Source organism: Microvirga flavescens, from assembly GCF_003290125.1.
Taxonomy (GTDB): Bacteria; Pseudomonadota; Alphaproteobacteria; order Rhizobiales; family Beijerinckiaceae; genus Microvirga; species Microvirga flavescens.
Genome location: NZ_QMKH01000001.1, coordinates 575,559 through 591,052, shown reverse-complemented (window position 1 = coordinate 591,052; position 15,494 = coordinate 575,559). Strand labels below are relative to the sequence as shown.

Genomic DNA, 15,494 nt, shown 5'->3' with positions numbered 1-15,494 from the left:
TCGGCTGAAACTCAACCGCAATGAATGACGATCGAAGTCGCAACGAACGCCCGGTCCGGTCCACGCCGGAAACCGAGGGTGTTCGCGACCATTGGTATGACCGCCTCCTCTCCCGGCTCGGCCTGAAGCAGCGGGAATCCATCCGCCACGATCTGGAAGACGCTCTTTCCGAAGCGGTGGAGGATGCGGATTTTTCGCCCCAGGAACGGGCGATGCTGAAAAACGTGCTAGGCTTCCACCGTCTTCGCGTCGACGACGTGATGGTGCCGCGCGCGGACATCGTGGCCGTGGCTTCGGACACCAATCTCGGCGATCTGCTCAACCTGTTCCGCACGGCGGGCCATTCGCGCCTGCCTGTCTACGGGGAAACCCTGGACGATCCGAAGGGCATGATCCACATCCGGGACTTCCTGGACTACATCGCCGCCCGCTCGGACGCCCGCCCGAGCCGCCGCCGCAAGGCCGTGGAGGAGAGCGCGCCCGCCGCGCCGAGCCTGATCCGGGTCGATCTGGCCATAACGCTTTCCGCTGCGCAGATCCTGCGCCCGGTACTCTTCGTGCCGCGCTCCATGCCGGCCCTCGACCTGCTCGTGCGGATGCAGGCGACGCGAACCCACATGGCCCTCGTCATCGACGAATACGGCGGCACGGACGGCCTCGTCTCCATCGAGGACCTCGTGGAAATGGTCGTCGGTGACATCGAGGACGAGCATGACGATGCCACCACGCTCGCCATCACGCCCGGGGCCGACGGCACCTTCACTGCCGATGCCCGCGCCAGTCTCGACGAGATCAAGGAAGCCCTCGGTGTCGACCTGACCGGGGAAGAGGATGCCGAGGACATCGACACCATCGGCGGCTTCATCGTGACCCTTGCCGGGCGCGTGCCCTTAAGGGGCGAACTGATCGCGGGTCCGGGCTCCCTCGAATTCGAGGTGCTGGACGCCGATCCGCGCCGCCTGAAACGGGTGCGAATCCACCGCCGGGACCCCGGCTCGAACGGCAACGGCAATGGCGGGGACGCACCGGTTCCGGCCAATCCGCCGCCTCCGGAAAGCACAGCCGCCGAATGACCAACCTGATCGACCGCGTCATCCGCCTCACGGGATGGCGGCGGTGGCTCACCGCCTTCGCGGCGGGGGCCATCGGCGCTCTCGCCATGCCGCCCTTCGGGTTTCTGCCCGCCCTTTTTCTCTCCCTGACGCCAGCCGTCTGGCTCCTCGACGGCTGCGGCGACGCCAGGATCGCCTTCGACAGGAAGGGCCTTCGCGCGGCGGCCGTCATCGGCTGGTTCTGGGGATTCGGCTACTTCGTCGCCGGGCTCTGGTGGCTCGGCGCGGCCTTCCTGGTGGAGGCGGACCAGTTCGCCTGGGCCTTGCCCTTCGGCGTTCTCGGCCTTCCCGCCCTTCTCGCCTTCTTCACCGCCTTCGGCTTCGCCCTCGCGCGGTTGATCTGGACCACGGGCGGCGCGCGCATTCTCGCCTTGGCCTTAGGCCTGACGGTGAGCGAGTGGCTGCGCGGCCACCTCTTCACGGGCTTTCCCTGGAACAACCCCGGCATGGCGCTCGGGCAGAATCTCTGGCTGATGCAGAGCGCCTCGATTCTCGGCCTCTACGGTCTGACGGTCCTCGCCGTGCTCATCGGCGCGGCCCCGGCGACCCTCTGGACGGGGCGCAGTTCACGCGAACGCTGGCTTTCGCCCGCGCTGGCGGCGCTGGCGCTCGGCGTCATGGCGATCTTCGGGGCCTTGCGGATTCCCGCCGATCCCATGCCGAGCGTACCGAACGTGGCCTTGCGAATCATGCAGCCGAACCTGCCGCAGGACGCCAAGTTCAACCCGCGGAACCGCGAAGCCATCATGCGGCGCTACTTGTCGTTCAGCGCCGGTCCCGGCGAGAACGGGACCAGGCTGGAGAATGCGACCCACCTGATCTGGCCCGAATCAGCCTTTCCTTTCCTGATTCACCGCGACCCCGAATCCCTGGCGCAAATTGCCGCACTGCTGCGCCCGGGCTCCACGCTCATCACCGGCGCGGCGCGGATGGACGATCCCCTGCCGGGCGAAGCGGTTGGGAAGTTTTTCAACAGCATTCTGGTGATCGGGAATCGGGGTTCCATCCTAGGGGTTTACGACAAGGTCCACCTCGTCCCGTTCGGGGAATATGTTCCTCGCTTCCTCGACCAGTTGATCCGCATGGTGGGCCTGCGGCAGTTCGTGAACATTCCCGGCGGTTTCGAGCCGAGCGCGGAACGGGGTGTCCTGAGTGTTCCGGGGCTCCCGGCGGTGGCCGCAACCATTTGTTATGAGGCGATCTTTCCCGGCGAGATCCTGCCCGATGGCCCCCGCCCGGACGTGATCCTGAACGTCACCAACGATGCCTGGTTCGGTATGACACCGGGCCCCTATCAGCACTTCGCCCAGGCCCGACTGCGGGCTGTCGAGGAAGGTATTCCTCTGATCCGTGCAGCCAATACCGGCATCTCCGCCGTCGTCGATCCCTATGGGAGGATCGTCAAAAGTTTACCTTTGGGAACCGAAGGCGTCCTAGACGCGCATTTACCCCTTGCAATTCCCCCCTCTGTTTATAGAGGGTACAGCCTGCTGATTTTAACTGTTACGCTTATGGTCTGCTGCATAACGCCTGTCGTGTATCGACGGCGGCGCAATTTCTAAAACACCTTAGGGGATTGACCCGGACGTCAGGCGTGCCGGCGAGGAGAAGCTGAAGCCATGAAGAAATCGACCAGCACGATCGACAAGGAAATCGGCAGCCGCGTACGGATGCGCCGAATGTCAATCGGCATGAGCCAGGAAAAGCTCGGAGAGATGCTGGGTCTGACGTTTCAACAGGTTCAGAAATACGAGAAGGGCACCAACCGCATCAGCGTCGGCCGCCTCGTCGACATCGCCACCATCCTCGGCGTCGAGATCCCCTTCTTCTTCAACGGCATCCGCAGCGGCCGCGGCAACCCCGGCTTCGCCGAGGAGGAAGCCCCTTCCTACGCCTCGGAAGTCATGTCGACACCCGAGGGACTTCACCTGATCCGCACCTTCGCCTCGATCAAGAACGCCAAGGTCCGCAAGAGCATCGTCCAGCTGGTGACAACGCTGGCGGATTCGGCCGAGGCGTCCCAGCCGGAAGATCGTTCGGCATAACGAACAAGTTCGGCGAAATTCTTGACGTTTCCGGTCATATGCGGCAAGAGCGTTCGTTCCTGCCGCGCTGAATGGCGCGCCTCAACAATCAAGGACATTGATCGTGCGTCGTTCGAGCTATCTTTTCACGAGCGAATCCGTTTCCGAGGGACACCCGGACAAGGTTTGCGACCGCATTTCCGACACCGTCGTGGACGCCTATCTGGCGGCCCTGCCTGAGGCGCGCGTCGCCTGCGAAACGCTGGCGACCACGAACCGCGTCGTCATCGCGGGCGAAGTGCGCGGCCCCTCCTCGATCACGCACGACAAGATCGTCGAGCTGACCCGCGCCGCCATCAAGGACATCGGCTACGAGCAGGACGGCTTCCACTGGAAGACCGCCGACATCGCCGTGCACCTGCATGCCCAGTCCGCCGACATCGCCCAGGGCGTCGACGCGGCCGGCAACAAGGATGAAGGCGCTGGCGACCAGGGCATCATGTTCGGCTACGCCTGCAACGAGACGCCGGATCTCATGCCGGCACCGATCTACTACGCCCACAAGATCCTCCAGAACCTGACCATCGCCCGCAAGGCCAAGGAAAACGGCGCCGCCCTTCTCGGCCCGGACGCCAAGAGCCAGGTCACCGTGCGCTACGAGAACGGCAAGCCGGTCGCCGCCGAGCAGATCGTTCTGTCCACCCAGCACCTCGACGAGAACCTCTCCTCCGATGACGTGCGCGCCATCGTCGAGCCCTATATCCGCAAGACCCTCCCCGCTGGCTGGGTTTCCGACAAGACTGTCTGGCACGTGAACCCCACGGGCAAGTTCGTGATCGGCGGACCGGACGGCGATTGCGGCCTCACCGGGCGCAAGATCATCGTCGACACCTATGGCGGCGCGGCCCCGCACGGCGGCGGCGCGTTCTCCGGCAAGGACCCGACGAAGGTGGACCGTTCGGCGGCCTATGCCGCCCGCTACCTCGCCAAGAACGTGGTCGCGGCCGGTCTTGCCGACCGCTGCACCCTGCAGCTCTCCTACGCCATCGGCGTGGCGAAGCCGCTCTCGATCTACGCCGACCTGCATGGCACCGGTAAGGTCGACGAGGGCAAGCTCGAGGCGATCCTGATGGAGGCGATGGACCTGTCGCCGCGCGGCATCCGCACCCATCTGTCGCTCAACAAGCCGATCTACGCCCGCACCGCCGCCTATGGCCATTTCGGCCGCGCGCCGGAAGCCGACGGCGGCTTCTCGTGGGAGCGCACCGATCTCGTCGACACCCTCAAGTCGGCGCTGGCGTAACCTGCGATGAGCGCAGCCTCCGAACAGACCGGCGCCTTCTTCGGCCGCCGGAAAGGCAAGAAGCTGCGCTCCGGCCAGGACGACCTGATGAAAAATCTGCTTCCGGCGTTGCGCGTGACGCCGGAAGCACCCTTTTCCAGCCTTTTCCCGAAAGCGGGCCGCGAGACGTGGCTCGAAATCGGTTTTGGCGGCGGCGAGCATCTCGCTGCGCAGGCCAAGGCCCACCCCGACGTCAATTTCATCGGCTGCGAGCCTTTCGTGAACGGCATGGCGAAGCTTCTCGCTACCGTGGAGCGGGATGATTTGAAGAATGTCCGCGTCTGGGACGACGACGTGACGGATCTTCTGCCCCACCTGCCGGACGCCTGCTTCGACCGGATCTACATCCTCTATCCCGATCCCTGGCCCAAGCGCCGGCAGCGCAAGCGCCGCCTCGTCTCCGATGAAACCCTGACCCTGCTCGCCCGCGTTCTGCGCAAGGGCGGCGAGCTGCGCTTTGCCAGCGACATCGACGACTATATCGGCTGGGTTCTCGCCCGGGCGATGCGCTCCCCGCAGTTCCGCTGGACGGCGGAGCGCGCGGACGATTGGCGAACCCCTTACGAGGGCTGGCCCGGAACGCGTTATGAGGCCAAGGCGAAGCGCGAAGGACGTATCCCTTCGTACTTAACTCTTTTGCGCGTCTGATTAATTCCTGAACATTACGTAACGTCATGCGTTGACGCAGGCTTCACGCAAGGCACCCCTGAGAAGGTGGCTGCGTGGATGCGTTGTGATCGGGAACGCGCATGGCAACGGCCGAAACGAGTCAGACGAGCGGAATTCAGAGTATCGACGGACTTTTGTCCGGTTACCAATGGGCCAACACGATCAGCTTCGGCTTTTCGGCGAATGCGGCTTCCTATGGGGCGAATTACGGATCCGAGCCCACCAATAATTTCAGCCCCGTCTCGCCCTCGATGCAGCAGGCGTTCCGCTCCATCATCTTCGGCGACAGCCCGTATCCCGGCGGCGCGAAAATGACGCTGACGCCGATCGTCGGTTTCACCAAGCTCACGTTCCTCGAAAGCAACATGACGACCAACTGGGCGGATATCGCCATCGGCTCGTCGTCCGAGGCGAGGACGGCCCAAGCCTATTATCCGGTCGCCGGCGCGGGCACCATCGCGGGGGATATCTGGTTCGGCAAGAGCACGAGCTTCAATGCCGCCGCCGTCGGCACCTGGGGCTTTCAGACGGCAATCCACGAACTCGGCCACGCACTCGGCCTCAAGCATCCGCACGACACGGGGGAGGGCGAGCTTCCCATGCTGCCCGCCGCGCTGGACAGCCTCGAATACACCGTGATGAGCTACCACTCATACGTGGGCAGCACGGCGGGAGGCTACACCAACGAGCTTTACGGGCTGCCGCAGACCTACATGCCCGGCGACATCGCCGCGCTGCAGTATCTTTACGGCGCGAACTTCGATTTCCGCAGCTCCAACACGACCTATCGCTGGGACCCTTATACCGGCGAGGCCTTCGTGAACGGACAGGGGCAGGGCAACCCCGGCAACCCGACCGCGCGCGGCGAACAGGCCAACCGCGTCTTCGAGACCATCTGGGATGGCGGCGGCATCGATACCTACGATCTCTCCAACTACGCGACGGGCGTGCAGATCGATCTTGCGCCCAGCGGTTCGTCCGTCCTCAACTGGGACCAACTCGCCCTGCTCGACTACAACGCCATCGCGGCGGGCAGCGTCTACAACGCCCTTCAATACGAAGGCGATCCCCGTTCCCTGATCGAGAACGCCAGGGGCGGCGCAGGCGACGACCGGCTGTGGGGGAACAGCGCCAACAATCATCTCTACGGCAATGCCGGGAACGACACGCTTTATGGCGGCACCGGCATCGACACGCTCGAAGGCGGGTCCGGCAACGACTCCTATATCGTGAGCGATCCACGAGACGTCATCATCGACAAATCGGGCATCGACCGGGTGACAGCCTCGACGAACTACACCCTCGCGCGGGGGCTCGAGAACCTGAGCGGGTCGGGCACGCCCGGTCTTCTCCTGAAAGGCAACGGCGCGGCCAATGCCATCAAGGGCGGACTTGGCAGCGACACCCTGACCGGCGGCAAGGGAGAAGACATCTTCCGCTTTGGCACGAAGATCGACAGGTCGCGCTCCAACGTCGACACCATCACGGATTTCAGCGCAAGGGACGACACCATCAAGCTCGACCAGGACATCTTCAGGAAGCTCCCGGCCGGGCCTCTCTCAGCGGATGCATTCTGGACCGGCGCGAAGGCGCACGACCCCTCGGACCGGATCATCTACAACCAGAAGGCCGGCGCACTCTATTACGATGCCGACGGCTCCGGCAGCGCGGCCCCGATCCTGTTCGCGATCCTCGCCAACAAGGCCAAGGTGAGCGAGAAGGACTTCTACATTTACTGAATTTCCGGCTCCTTACGCGACAATGCTTGCATTTGAGGGGCCACATCGCTATTTTGTGCCTGTCAGTTCTGGTTGCAGCGTCATGCTGCTGGTCAGAGTGGGCCCCGCCGGGTCCGCTCTTTTTTATTGCCCGAATGGCCCGAAAAGGGCGCGTGGAGAGAGATGTCGAACGAACTCGAAAAGCGATTGATCGTCGAATCCGGCGTGGCGGCGCGGGTCGCGGCCATCCTCGAGCCCGTGATCGAGGATCTCGGCTTTCGCCTCGTGCGCATCAAGATTTCGTCGACCAACGGCTGCACGGTCCAGATCATGGCCGAGCGCCCCGACGGCACCATGTCGGTGGACGATTGCGAGACGGTCTCGAAGGCCATCTCGCCCGTGCTCGACCTGGAGGACCCGATCTCGCAGGCCTATTACCTCGAAGTCTCTTCGCCGGGGATCGACCGCCCTCTCGTGCGCCCTGGAGATTTCGTGCGCTGGAGCGGCCACGACGCGAAGATCGAGATGGCCGTGCCCCTGGAGGGCCGCAAGCGCTTTCGCGGTTTCATCCGCGGCGTGGAAGGCGATGAGGCCCTGGTCGAATTGCCGGATGTGAAGGAGGGCGAGGAGCGCATGGTGCGCCTTCCCCTGTCGGGCATCGGCGAAGCCCGGCTCGTCCTGACGGACGAACTGGTGCGTGAATCCCTTCGTCGCGGCACCGCTCCGGTCGCCGATGGCGATGACGTCGAGATCGAAGATGACGTCGAGATTGAAACGGAACCCGCCGAGAAGCCGCGCGGCCCGCACAGCAGGAAACCCTAGAGGTTGATCATCTTTCAAAGAGACATGCTCAACCTCTGGATTCATTTATTTGCCGCATGATCCGGGCGACCAACCGGTTCCCACTTGTTCTGATCATGCTCTAGGAAGGAGTAACGTCGATGGCTATCAGTGCCAACAGGCTTGAACTCTTGCAGATCGCCGATGCGGTCGCGCGCGAGAAGGTGATCGACAAGCAGATCGTGCTCGATGCGATGGCGGATGCCATCGCCAAGGCTGCACGCTCGCGCTACGGCGCGGAAACCGACATCCATGCCGAGATCAGCCCGAAGACCGGTGAGCTGCGCCTGTCGCGCCACCTGCTCGTGGTGGACGATGCCGCCTTCGAGAACGACTCGCGCGAAATCACGCTGACGGAAGCGCGCAAGCGCAACCCCGCCGCGCAGGTTGGCGATGCGATCTCCGAGACACTGCCGCCCTTCGACTTCGGCCGCATCGCCGCCCAGTCGGCGAAGCAGGTGATCGTGCAGAAGGTGCGCGACGCCGAGCGCGACCGTCAGTATCAGGAATACAAGGATCGCATCGGCGAGGTCGTGAATGGCGCCGTCAAGCGCGTCGAATACGGCAACGTGATCGTCGATCTCGGCCGTGGCGAGGCGATCATCCGCCGCGACGAACTGATTCCGCGCGAGACGTTCCGCCCCGGCGACCGCATCCGCGCTTATCTCTTCGATGTGCGCCGTGAAACGCGCGGCCCGCAGATCTTCCTGTCGCGCACGCATCCGCAGTTCATGGCCAAGCTCTTCGCGCAGGAAGTGCCGGAGATCTATGACGGTATCGTCGCGATCCAGGCCGTCGCCCGCGATCCGGGCTCGCGCGCCAAGATCGCCGTGACATCGCGCGATTCGTCCATCGATCCGGTCGGCGCCTGCGTCGGTATGCGCGGCTCGCGCGTGCAGGCCGTCGTCGGCGAGTTGCAGGGCGAGAAGATCGACATCATTCCGTGGTCCGTTGACCAGGCGACCTTCATCGTCAACGCACTGCAGCCGGCGGAAGTCGTCAAGGTCGTGCTCGATGAGGAAGCGGACCGCATCGAGGTCGTCGTTCCCGACGATCAGCTCTCCCTCGCCATCGGCCGCCGCGGCCAGAACGTGCGTCTCGCCTCGCAGCTCACCGGCTGGGATATCGACATCCTGACCGAGGCCGAGGAATCCGAGCGTCGTCAGAAGGAATTCGCCGAGCGTTCCGAGCTGTTCATGAACGCGCTCGACGTGGACGAGGTCGTGGGCCAGCTTCTCGCGGCGGAAGGTTTCCGCTCGGTCGAGGAAATCGCCTACGTGGACCTGCCGGAGCTTTCCACCATCGAAGGCTTCGACGAGGATACCGCGAACGAGATCCAGAGCCGCGCCCAGGAATATCTCGCCCGCGTCGAGGCGGAGCACGAAGCGCGCCGCACGGAACTCGGCGTCGCGGACGAGTTGAAGGAGATCGACGGCGTCACCACCGCGATGCTCGTCGCCTTCGGCGAGAACGACATCAAGACGATCGAGGACCTCGCCGGCTGCGCCACCGACGATCTGGCGGGCTGGACCGAAGGTCGCGGCGCCGAGGCGGTTCGCCACAAGGGCGCTCTCGACGGCTTCGACCTTTCCCGCGCCGATGCGGAGGCCATGATCATGGACGCCCGCGTCAAGGCGGGCTGGATCGAGGCTCCGGTCGAGGCCGCGGAAGAGGCCGAAGAAACCGAGGACCAGTCTTCGTGAAAATGACGGCTGAAACAGGCTTTGGAACGGGTGTGCCGGCAATCGCCGGCATCGCCACGCTCTGAACAGCGATGACGAGAGCATTTTCAAGAAAAGTGGACACCACTTTTCGTGAAGAAAATGCGTTCAATCAAAGAGTTAGAGCAAAATTCCGATTCAGCATGATCGAATTTTGCTCTAAGCGAGGACCTGACCCGTGCCGCGGCATGAACCGGAGCGCACCTGCATCGTTACCCGCGAGGTTCGGCATCCGTCGGACCTGATCCGGTTCGTCCTCGGACCGGAGGGGCAGGTCGTCGCCGATCTGCGGTGCAAACTGCCGGGACGCGGTGTCTGGGTGACGGCGACCGCCGGGCATGTGAGGGAGGCGATCAAGCGCCGCCTTTTCGCCCGCGCCTTCAAAGCCGAGGTCAAAACGCCGCCGGCCCTCGCCGAGGACATCGAACAGACCCTCAGGCAGGATCTGCGCCAGAGCTTGTCCTTGGCCAACAAGGCCGGTAATGTGGTGACCGGGTTCACGAAAATCGAATCAGCCATCCTCGAAAAGCCATTCGTTGCTCTCATTCATGCCGCAGAGGCGGCGGAAGACGGGCGGCGAAAGCTCGCAAACCAGTTGCGAAAACGCCTCGGTGAGGCAATATCAAGCTTTCCGGTCGTCCAAGAGCTGTCCAACGACGAATTGGATTTGGCATTAGGCCGGTCACATGTGATACATGCTGCCCTCGTCGCGGGCGCTGGAAGCGACGGCTTTCTGAACCGCTGGCATCGTTACCGCTCCTATTGCGGCACCGAAGCTGATCAAGCCGACCTCCCCGAGGGGGCCGGCGCACACACGATATTGGAACCCTCAGGATCTGAGCGGAATGAGTGATACGAAGAATCCAGGCGACAAGACGCTGCACGTGGCGCCCAAGACGCTGTCGTTGAAGCGGCCTGTCGAACAGGGCACGGTGCGACAGAGCTTCTCCCACGGCCGCTCGAAGGCGGTGGTGGTTGAGACCGTGAAGCGCCGCCCTGTGGCTGCGGGAACGCCGGTGCGGGAAGAAAAGCCCGCGCCTCAGGCGCAGGCCCCGGCTGCCCCGGCCCCGATCTCCAAGCCCGCACCGCAAGGCCAGCGCTCCCAACGTGGCGGCGTGCCTTCGAACGCGCCCCGCTCGGGCGTGGTTCTGCGCACGCTGTCCGATCAGGAGCGCGACGCCCGCGCCCATGCGTTGGCCGATGCCCGCCGCCGCGAGGAGGAGGATCGACACCAGCAGGCGGAAGAGGCGAAACGCCGCGTCGAACGTGAGGCCACGGAGGCTCGCGAGCGCGAGGCCGCCGAAGCCCGCAAGCGCGAGGAAGACGAGCGCCGCCGTCACGAGGACGAGCACAAGCGCCGCGCCGCCGACGAGGCCCGCCGCCGTCTCGGCGAGGAGTCCGCTCCGCAGGCCGCCCGTCCGTCGGGCGAGGCCGCGCCGGCCCGCCAGGGTGAGCGCACCCATGGCGAGCGTCCTCATGGTGAGCGTCCTCATGGCGAGCGGTCCTTTGGTGATCGCCCCCGTGGTGAGCGTTCCTTTGGCGATCGTCCGCAGGGCGAACGTTCTTACGGCGACAGGCCGCAAGGTGACCGCCCCGCCCGCTCGGGCGGTGGTTTCGGCGGCCCGCGGCCGTCCGATGGACGCCGTCCGCCGAGCCTGAACCACATGGCGCGCCCGGCCCCGATTGCGGCCCCCGATCCGACCGCCGTCAAGCCCAACACGCGCACCGCGCCGCCCGTCGCCACCCGTTCCGTCGTGATCGATGACGAGGACGGTCCGCGCACAATTCGTCGCCCTGGTTCGCCCGCAAAGCCTGTCGTTCCGGCGAAAACCCCGAAGGCGGCTCCCGGTGAGGAAAAGCGTCGCGGCCGCCTGACGTTGTCCACCGCGACCTCGGGTGAGGAAGAGCGTACACGCTCGCTCGCAGCCTTCCGTCGCCGCAACCAGCGTCTGATGGGCCACCGCCAGGTGGAGCAGAAGGAAAAGATCGCCCGCGAGGTGACGATTCCGGAAACGATCACCATCCAGGAGCTCGCCAACCGCATGTCGGAGCGCGCCGTGGACGTGATCAAGTTCCTGATGAAACAGGGACAGATGCACAAGATCACCGACGTGATCGATGCCGATACCGCGCAGCTCGTCGCGGAAGAGCTCGGCCACACGGTGAAGCGTGTCGCGGAATCGGACGTGGAAGAGGGCCTGTTCGACACGCCGGATGTGGACGAGAACCTCTCGGCCCGCCCGCCGGTCGTGACCATCATGGGCCACGTCGACCACGGTAAGACCTCGCTCCTCGACGCCATCCGCAAGACCAACGTGGTCTCCGGCGAAGCCGGCGGCATCACGCAGCATATCGGCGCCTATCAGGTGACCTCGCCGCTCGGCGGCAAGATCACCTTCATCGACACCCCCGGCCACGCGGCCTTCACCGCCATGCGCGCCCGCGGCGCGAAGGTGACGGACATCGTCGTGCTGGTTGTCGCTGCCGATGACGGCGTCATGCCGCAGACCATCGAGGCGATCAACCATGCGCAGGCCGCAGGCGTGCCGCTGATCATCGCGATCAACAAGGTCGACAAGCCTGACGCCAATCCGCAGCGGGTTCGCACCGAATTGCTGCAGCATTCGATTGTCGTCGAATCGATGGGTGGCGAAACCCTCGAATTCGAAGTCTCCGCCAAGACCGGCCAGGGTCTCGACACCCTGCTCGAAGGTCTCACCCTGCAATCCGAAATCCTTGATCTCAAGGCCAATCCGGAGCGCTCGGCGGAAGGCACGGTCATCGAGGCGAAGCTCGATCGCGGTCGTGGCCCTGTCGCCACGGTGCTCGTCCAGCGCGGTACGCTGCGCACGGGCGATATCGTGGTTGCCGGCGCCGAATGGGGCCGCGTGCGCGCCCTCATCAACGACCTTGGCGCCAACGTGAAGGAGGCTGGTCCCTCGGTTCCGGTCGAGGTTCTGGGCTTCAACGGCACACCGGAAGCGGGCGACCGCGTCGCGGTGGTGGAATCGGAGGCCCGTGCCCGCGAAGTCACCGAATACCGGACGCGCCAGAAGCGCGAACGCCAGGCCGCCCGCATGGGCTCGGCCGGTCGCACCCTCGCCGACATGATGCAGGACCTCAAGGCCGGAGCCGGCCGCAAGGAATTCCCGCTCGTGGTCCGTGCGGACGTGCAAGGTTCGGCGGAAGCCATCGTCGGCGCTCTTGAGAAGGTGGGCAACGAGGAAGTCTCGGCGCGCATCATTCAGGCGGGCGTCGGTGGTATTTCCGAATCCGACATCACGCTGGCCGAAGCTTCAGGCGCCATTGTCCTCGGCTTCAACGTGCGCGCCCATAAGGAAGCGCGCGAGGCCGCCGAGCGTGCCGGCATCGAAATCCGCTACTACAACATCATCTACGACCTCGTGGATGACGTGAAGGCGGCGATGTCGGGCCTGCTCGCTCCGACGCTGCGCGAAGAGCGTCTCGGCGAAGCGCAGATCCTCGAAGTGTTCAACGTGTCGAAGGTCGGCAAGATCGCCGGCTGCCGCGTCCTCGACGGCGTGGTCCAGCGCGGCGCGCATGTGCGCCTCATCCGCGACAACGTGGTCATCCACGAAGGCAAGCTGTCCCAGCTCAAGCGCTTCAAGGACGACGCCAAGGAAGTCACGGCGGGCCAGGAATGCGGTATGTCCTTCGAGAACTACCAGGACATGCGTGTCGGCGATCAGATCGAGTGCTACCGCGTGGAAGAGGTGAAGCGCACGCTGTAAGGCTTTCGCTTCGGCCTTATCCGCAAGGCCCTGAAACATCTGCTGTCATGGCCGGGTTATACCCGGCCATGACTTTTTGAAGAACCCGGTCCAATCCCGGAGATTGAAAATGGCTAAACGTTTCGAACAAACCACCGGCCCCTCCCAGCGCCAGCAGCGCGTGGCCGAACTCGTGCGCCATGCGCTCGCCGAGATTCTTTCACGCGGCGACTTGCAGGACGAGGTGCTGACCAGGCACGTCATCACGATCCCTGAAGTGCGCATGTCGCCGGACCTCAAGCTCGCGACGGCCTACGTCATGCCGCTCGGCGGCAAGGACGAGCAGGCGGTGATCAAGGCCCTCGAGCAGAACAAGAAGTTTCTGCGCCAGGAAGTCGCCCACCGGGTGAACCTGAAATACGCGCCGGAGCTGCGCTTTCGCCGGGACGAAAGTTTTGATGAGGCCGCGCGCATCGATGCGTTGCTGCGCTCGGAAAAGGTTCAGCGCGATACGGCAAAGCCCGCGCCGTCCGACGACGACAACGACGAGTAAGATCCATGAGCGAAGAACGACCGCAGCGCCGCCCGCAGGGCGAGCGTCCCAAGAAGCGCGACGTCAACGGCTGGATCGTGCTCGACAAGGGCGTGGGCATGACCTCGACCCATGCTGTCGCCGCTGTAAAACGCGCCCTGTCGGCGAAGAAGGCGGGCCATGCGGGCACCCTCGATCCGCTGGCCTCCGGCATTCTTCCCATTGCGTTGGGTGAGGCGACGAAGACCGTGCCCTTCATTATGGACGGGCGCAAATCCTACGTGTTCACCGTCGAGTGGGGCGCGGAAACCAACACAGACGATTCCGAAGGCGAGATCGTCGCGCGCACGGACAAGCTGCCGACTGCATCGGAGGTCGAGGCGCTTCTGCCCCGCTTCATCGGCCAGGTGCAGCAGGTGCCGCCGCGCTTTTCCGCCATCAAGATCCAGGGCGAGCGCGCCTATGACCTCGCCCGCGACGGCGAGGTGGTGGAATTACAGGCGCGCACGGTGGAGATCGACCGCCTCGCGCTCATCCATCACGACGGCAACCGCTCCATTCTCGAAGCCGATTGCGGCAAAGGCACCTATGTGCGCGCCATCGCGCGCGATCTTGGCCGCGCGCACGGCTGCCTCGGCCATATCGCGGCGCTGAGGCGCACGCGCGTCGGGCCGTTCACGGAGGAGGATTCCTTCCTCATCGACGAGATCGCCACCGAGCCGGCGGCGCTTCGCCCCGTCGAAACCGCCCTCAGCGACCTCCCCACCATCGCGGTGAGCCGCGACATGGCAGCCCGCCTGATGCGCGGCCAGTCGATCATCCTGCGCGGCCGCGATGCCCCGATCTCCGGCAAGATCTACGCCACCTGCAACGGCGTGCTGGTCGCCGTCGGCGATGTGGAGCAGGGCGAACTGGTGCCGCACCGGGTGTTCAATCTCGGAGCGTGACGCGAATCGTTCGACGGGAATCGCGACACATTACGCGGCCGTGAACACAGATGACTCGACCTTAAGCCACGGCCACCGTGTCTTGTAGCTTTGCGACTTTGCAGCGAAGAGATCAGGTCGAAAATTCAAAGGGTTGGGCCGCAACACGCCTGCATAAAGATCGGCCAAGCCGCAGGGAGCATAGAGATCCAGGGCATTTTGTTCGCCAACGCCAACGGCAACGCGGGCGCAACTGATGAGAAAACGGTCGATCCCCTCGCGACTTGACCATAGCTGGGGATAGCCGGGACCGAAGCGCTCGCCATACCAGAGATGCACCCGGGCCTGGTTTCTCAGCTCTACGCGCGCGGGAATATCTTTCACGATCTCGGCGGCACGTAAAATGTCGTGATGCTCGGCCTCCCACGAGAGATCGACGCCACTGAAATAGAAGACATCGTAGTCTTGGATACCATCCGTCGGTGCGCGGCCCGTCTGCACATTCCAAACGGTTTGAAACAGGCAACCACCGACGAGCCAGACATCCTCCAGTCCAAGCCTCGGCAACCGCTCCAGCAGCAAGCGGTTGATGGGATTTTGCAGGATCGCTTCCCGAAAGGCCTCAGCTTCTTCGTTTGTTATCGCCACGCTTCCTTCGTTTCCCTCGCTCACAAAACGAAGAACAAAATAGGAACTTGGGCAATTGTCAACGCTAAACGGGCATGGCGCGGGAACACTTCTCCCTTAGGGAGAGGTCGACGCACGTCTGTGCGGCGGGTGAGGGGGGCGCCCTCACCGGGTCGCGCGGCAACCCCTCACCCCAACCCTCTCCCTGAGGGAGAGGAAGTTCGAGCCCTACCCTGCTCACGATCCCGGATT

13 protein-coding genes are annotated in these 15,494 nt (G+C 64.3%); 12 read left to right on the top strand and 1 reads right to left on the bottom strand.

Features of this window, described 5'->3' with window-relative positions:
* The first annotated feature begins 20 nt into the window (after positions 1 to 20).
* From DQW91_RS02670 to truB, 12 genes are all read left to right on the top strand, one after another.
* A complete protein-coding gene (locus DQW91_RS02670; RefSeq protein ID WP_112661990.1) occupies positions 21 to 1,073 on the top strand; it encodes a hemolysin family protein in 1,053 nt (350 codons plus the stop codon).
* Positions 1,070 to 2,674 (top strand): apolipoprotein N-acyltransferase, encoded by a 1,605-nt coding sequence (gene lnt / locus DQW91_RS02665; RefSeq protein WP_112661989.1) that lies wholly within the window; start codon positions 1,070 to 1,072, stop codon positions 2,672 to 2,674. Before DQW91_RS02670 ends, lnt begins: the two co-directional genes overlap by 4 nt.
* A gap of 57 nt (positions 2,675 to 2,731) precedes the next feature.
* Entirely contained in the window at positions 2,732 to 3,157 is a 426-nt protein-coding gene (locus DQW91_RS02660; protein WP_112661988.1) for a helix-turn-helix domain-containing protein, read from the top strand.
* 103 nt (positions 3,158 to 3,260) lie between these two features.
* Positions 3,261 to 4,439, top strand: coding sequence for a methionine adenosyltransferase (gene metK, locus DQW91_RS02655; RefSeq protein ID WP_112662429.1), 1,179 nt, complete (start codon positions 3,261 to 3,263; stop codon positions 4,437 to 4,439).
* A gap of 6 nt (positions 4,440 to 4,445) precedes the next feature.
* Positions 4,446 to 5,126: a tRNA (guanosine(46)-N7)-methyltransferase TrmB gene (gene trmB / locus DQW91_RS02650; RefSeq protein ID WP_112661987.1), complete on the top strand. Its 681-nt coding sequence runs from the start codon at positions 4,446 to 4,448 to the stop codon at positions 5,124 to 5,126.
* A gap of 101 nt (positions 5,127 to 5,227) precedes the next feature.
* Positions 5,228 to 6,886, top strand: coding sequence for a M10 family metallopeptidase (locus tag DQW91_RS02645; protein ID WP_112661986.1), 1,659 nt, complete (start codon positions 5,228 to 5,230; stop codon positions 6,884 to 6,886).
* A 162-nt stretch (positions 6,887 to 7,048) separates the two neighbouring features.
* Complete coding sequence (gene rimP / locus DQW91_RS02640) at positions 7,049 to 7,687, top strand: ribosome maturation factor RimP (RefSeq protein WP_112661985.1); 639 nt, start codon at positions 7,049 to 7,051, stop codon at positions 7,685 to 7,687.
* Positions 7,688 to 7,806: 119 nt separating this feature from the next.
* Positions 7,807 to 9,408, top strand: coding sequence for a transcription termination factor NusA (gene nusA, locus DQW91_RS02635; protein WP_112661984.1), 1,602 nt, complete (start codon positions 7,807 to 7,809; stop codon positions 9,406 to 9,408).
* 196 nt (positions 9,409 to 9,604) lie between these two features.
* Positions 9,605 to 10,279 carry an RNA-binding protein gene (locus tag DQW91_RS02630; RefSeq protein ID WP_112661983.1) on the top strand — a complete coding sequence of 225 codons (675 nt, stop codon included), beginning with the start codon at positions 9,605 to 9,607 and terminating at the stop codon, positions 10,277 to 10,279.
* On the top strand, positions 10,272 to 13,178 hold the full coding sequence (gene infB, locus DQW91_RS02625) for a translation initiation factor IF-2 (protein WP_112661982.1): 2,907 nt from the start codon (positions 10,272 to 10,274) through the stop codon (positions 13,176 to 13,178). Before DQW91_RS02630 ends, infB begins: the two co-directional genes overlap by 8 nt.
* Before the next feature lie 109 nt (positions 13,179 to 13,287).
* The gene (rbfA, locus tag DQW91_RS02620; RefSeq protein ID WP_112661981.1) at positions 13,288 to 13,710 is read left to right on the top strand and encodes a 30S ribosome-binding factor RbfA; all 423 of its coding nucleotides are present in this window, start codon (positions 13,288 to 13,290) and stop codon (positions 13,708 to 13,710) included.
* A 5-nt stretch (positions 13,711 to 13,715) separates the two neighbouring features.
* The gene (truB, locus tag DQW91_RS02615) at positions 13,716 to 14,636 is read left to right on the top strand and encodes a tRNA pseudouridine(55) synthase TruB (RefSeq protein ID WP_112661980.1); all 921 of its coding nucleotides are present in this window, start codon (positions 13,716 to 13,718) and stop codon (positions 14,634 to 14,636) included.
* Between the two features lie 30 nt (positions 14,637 to 14,666).
* Here the strand turns inward: truB and DQW91_RS02610 are convergent, their stop codons facing one another.
* Positions 14,667 to 15,263, bottom strand: coding sequence for a nucleotidyltransferase family protein (locus DQW91_RS02610; RefSeq protein ID WP_245410868.1), 597 nt, complete (start codon positions 15,261 to 15,263; stop codon positions 14,667 to 14,669).
* Positions 15,264 to 15,494: the final 231 nt, after the last annotated feature.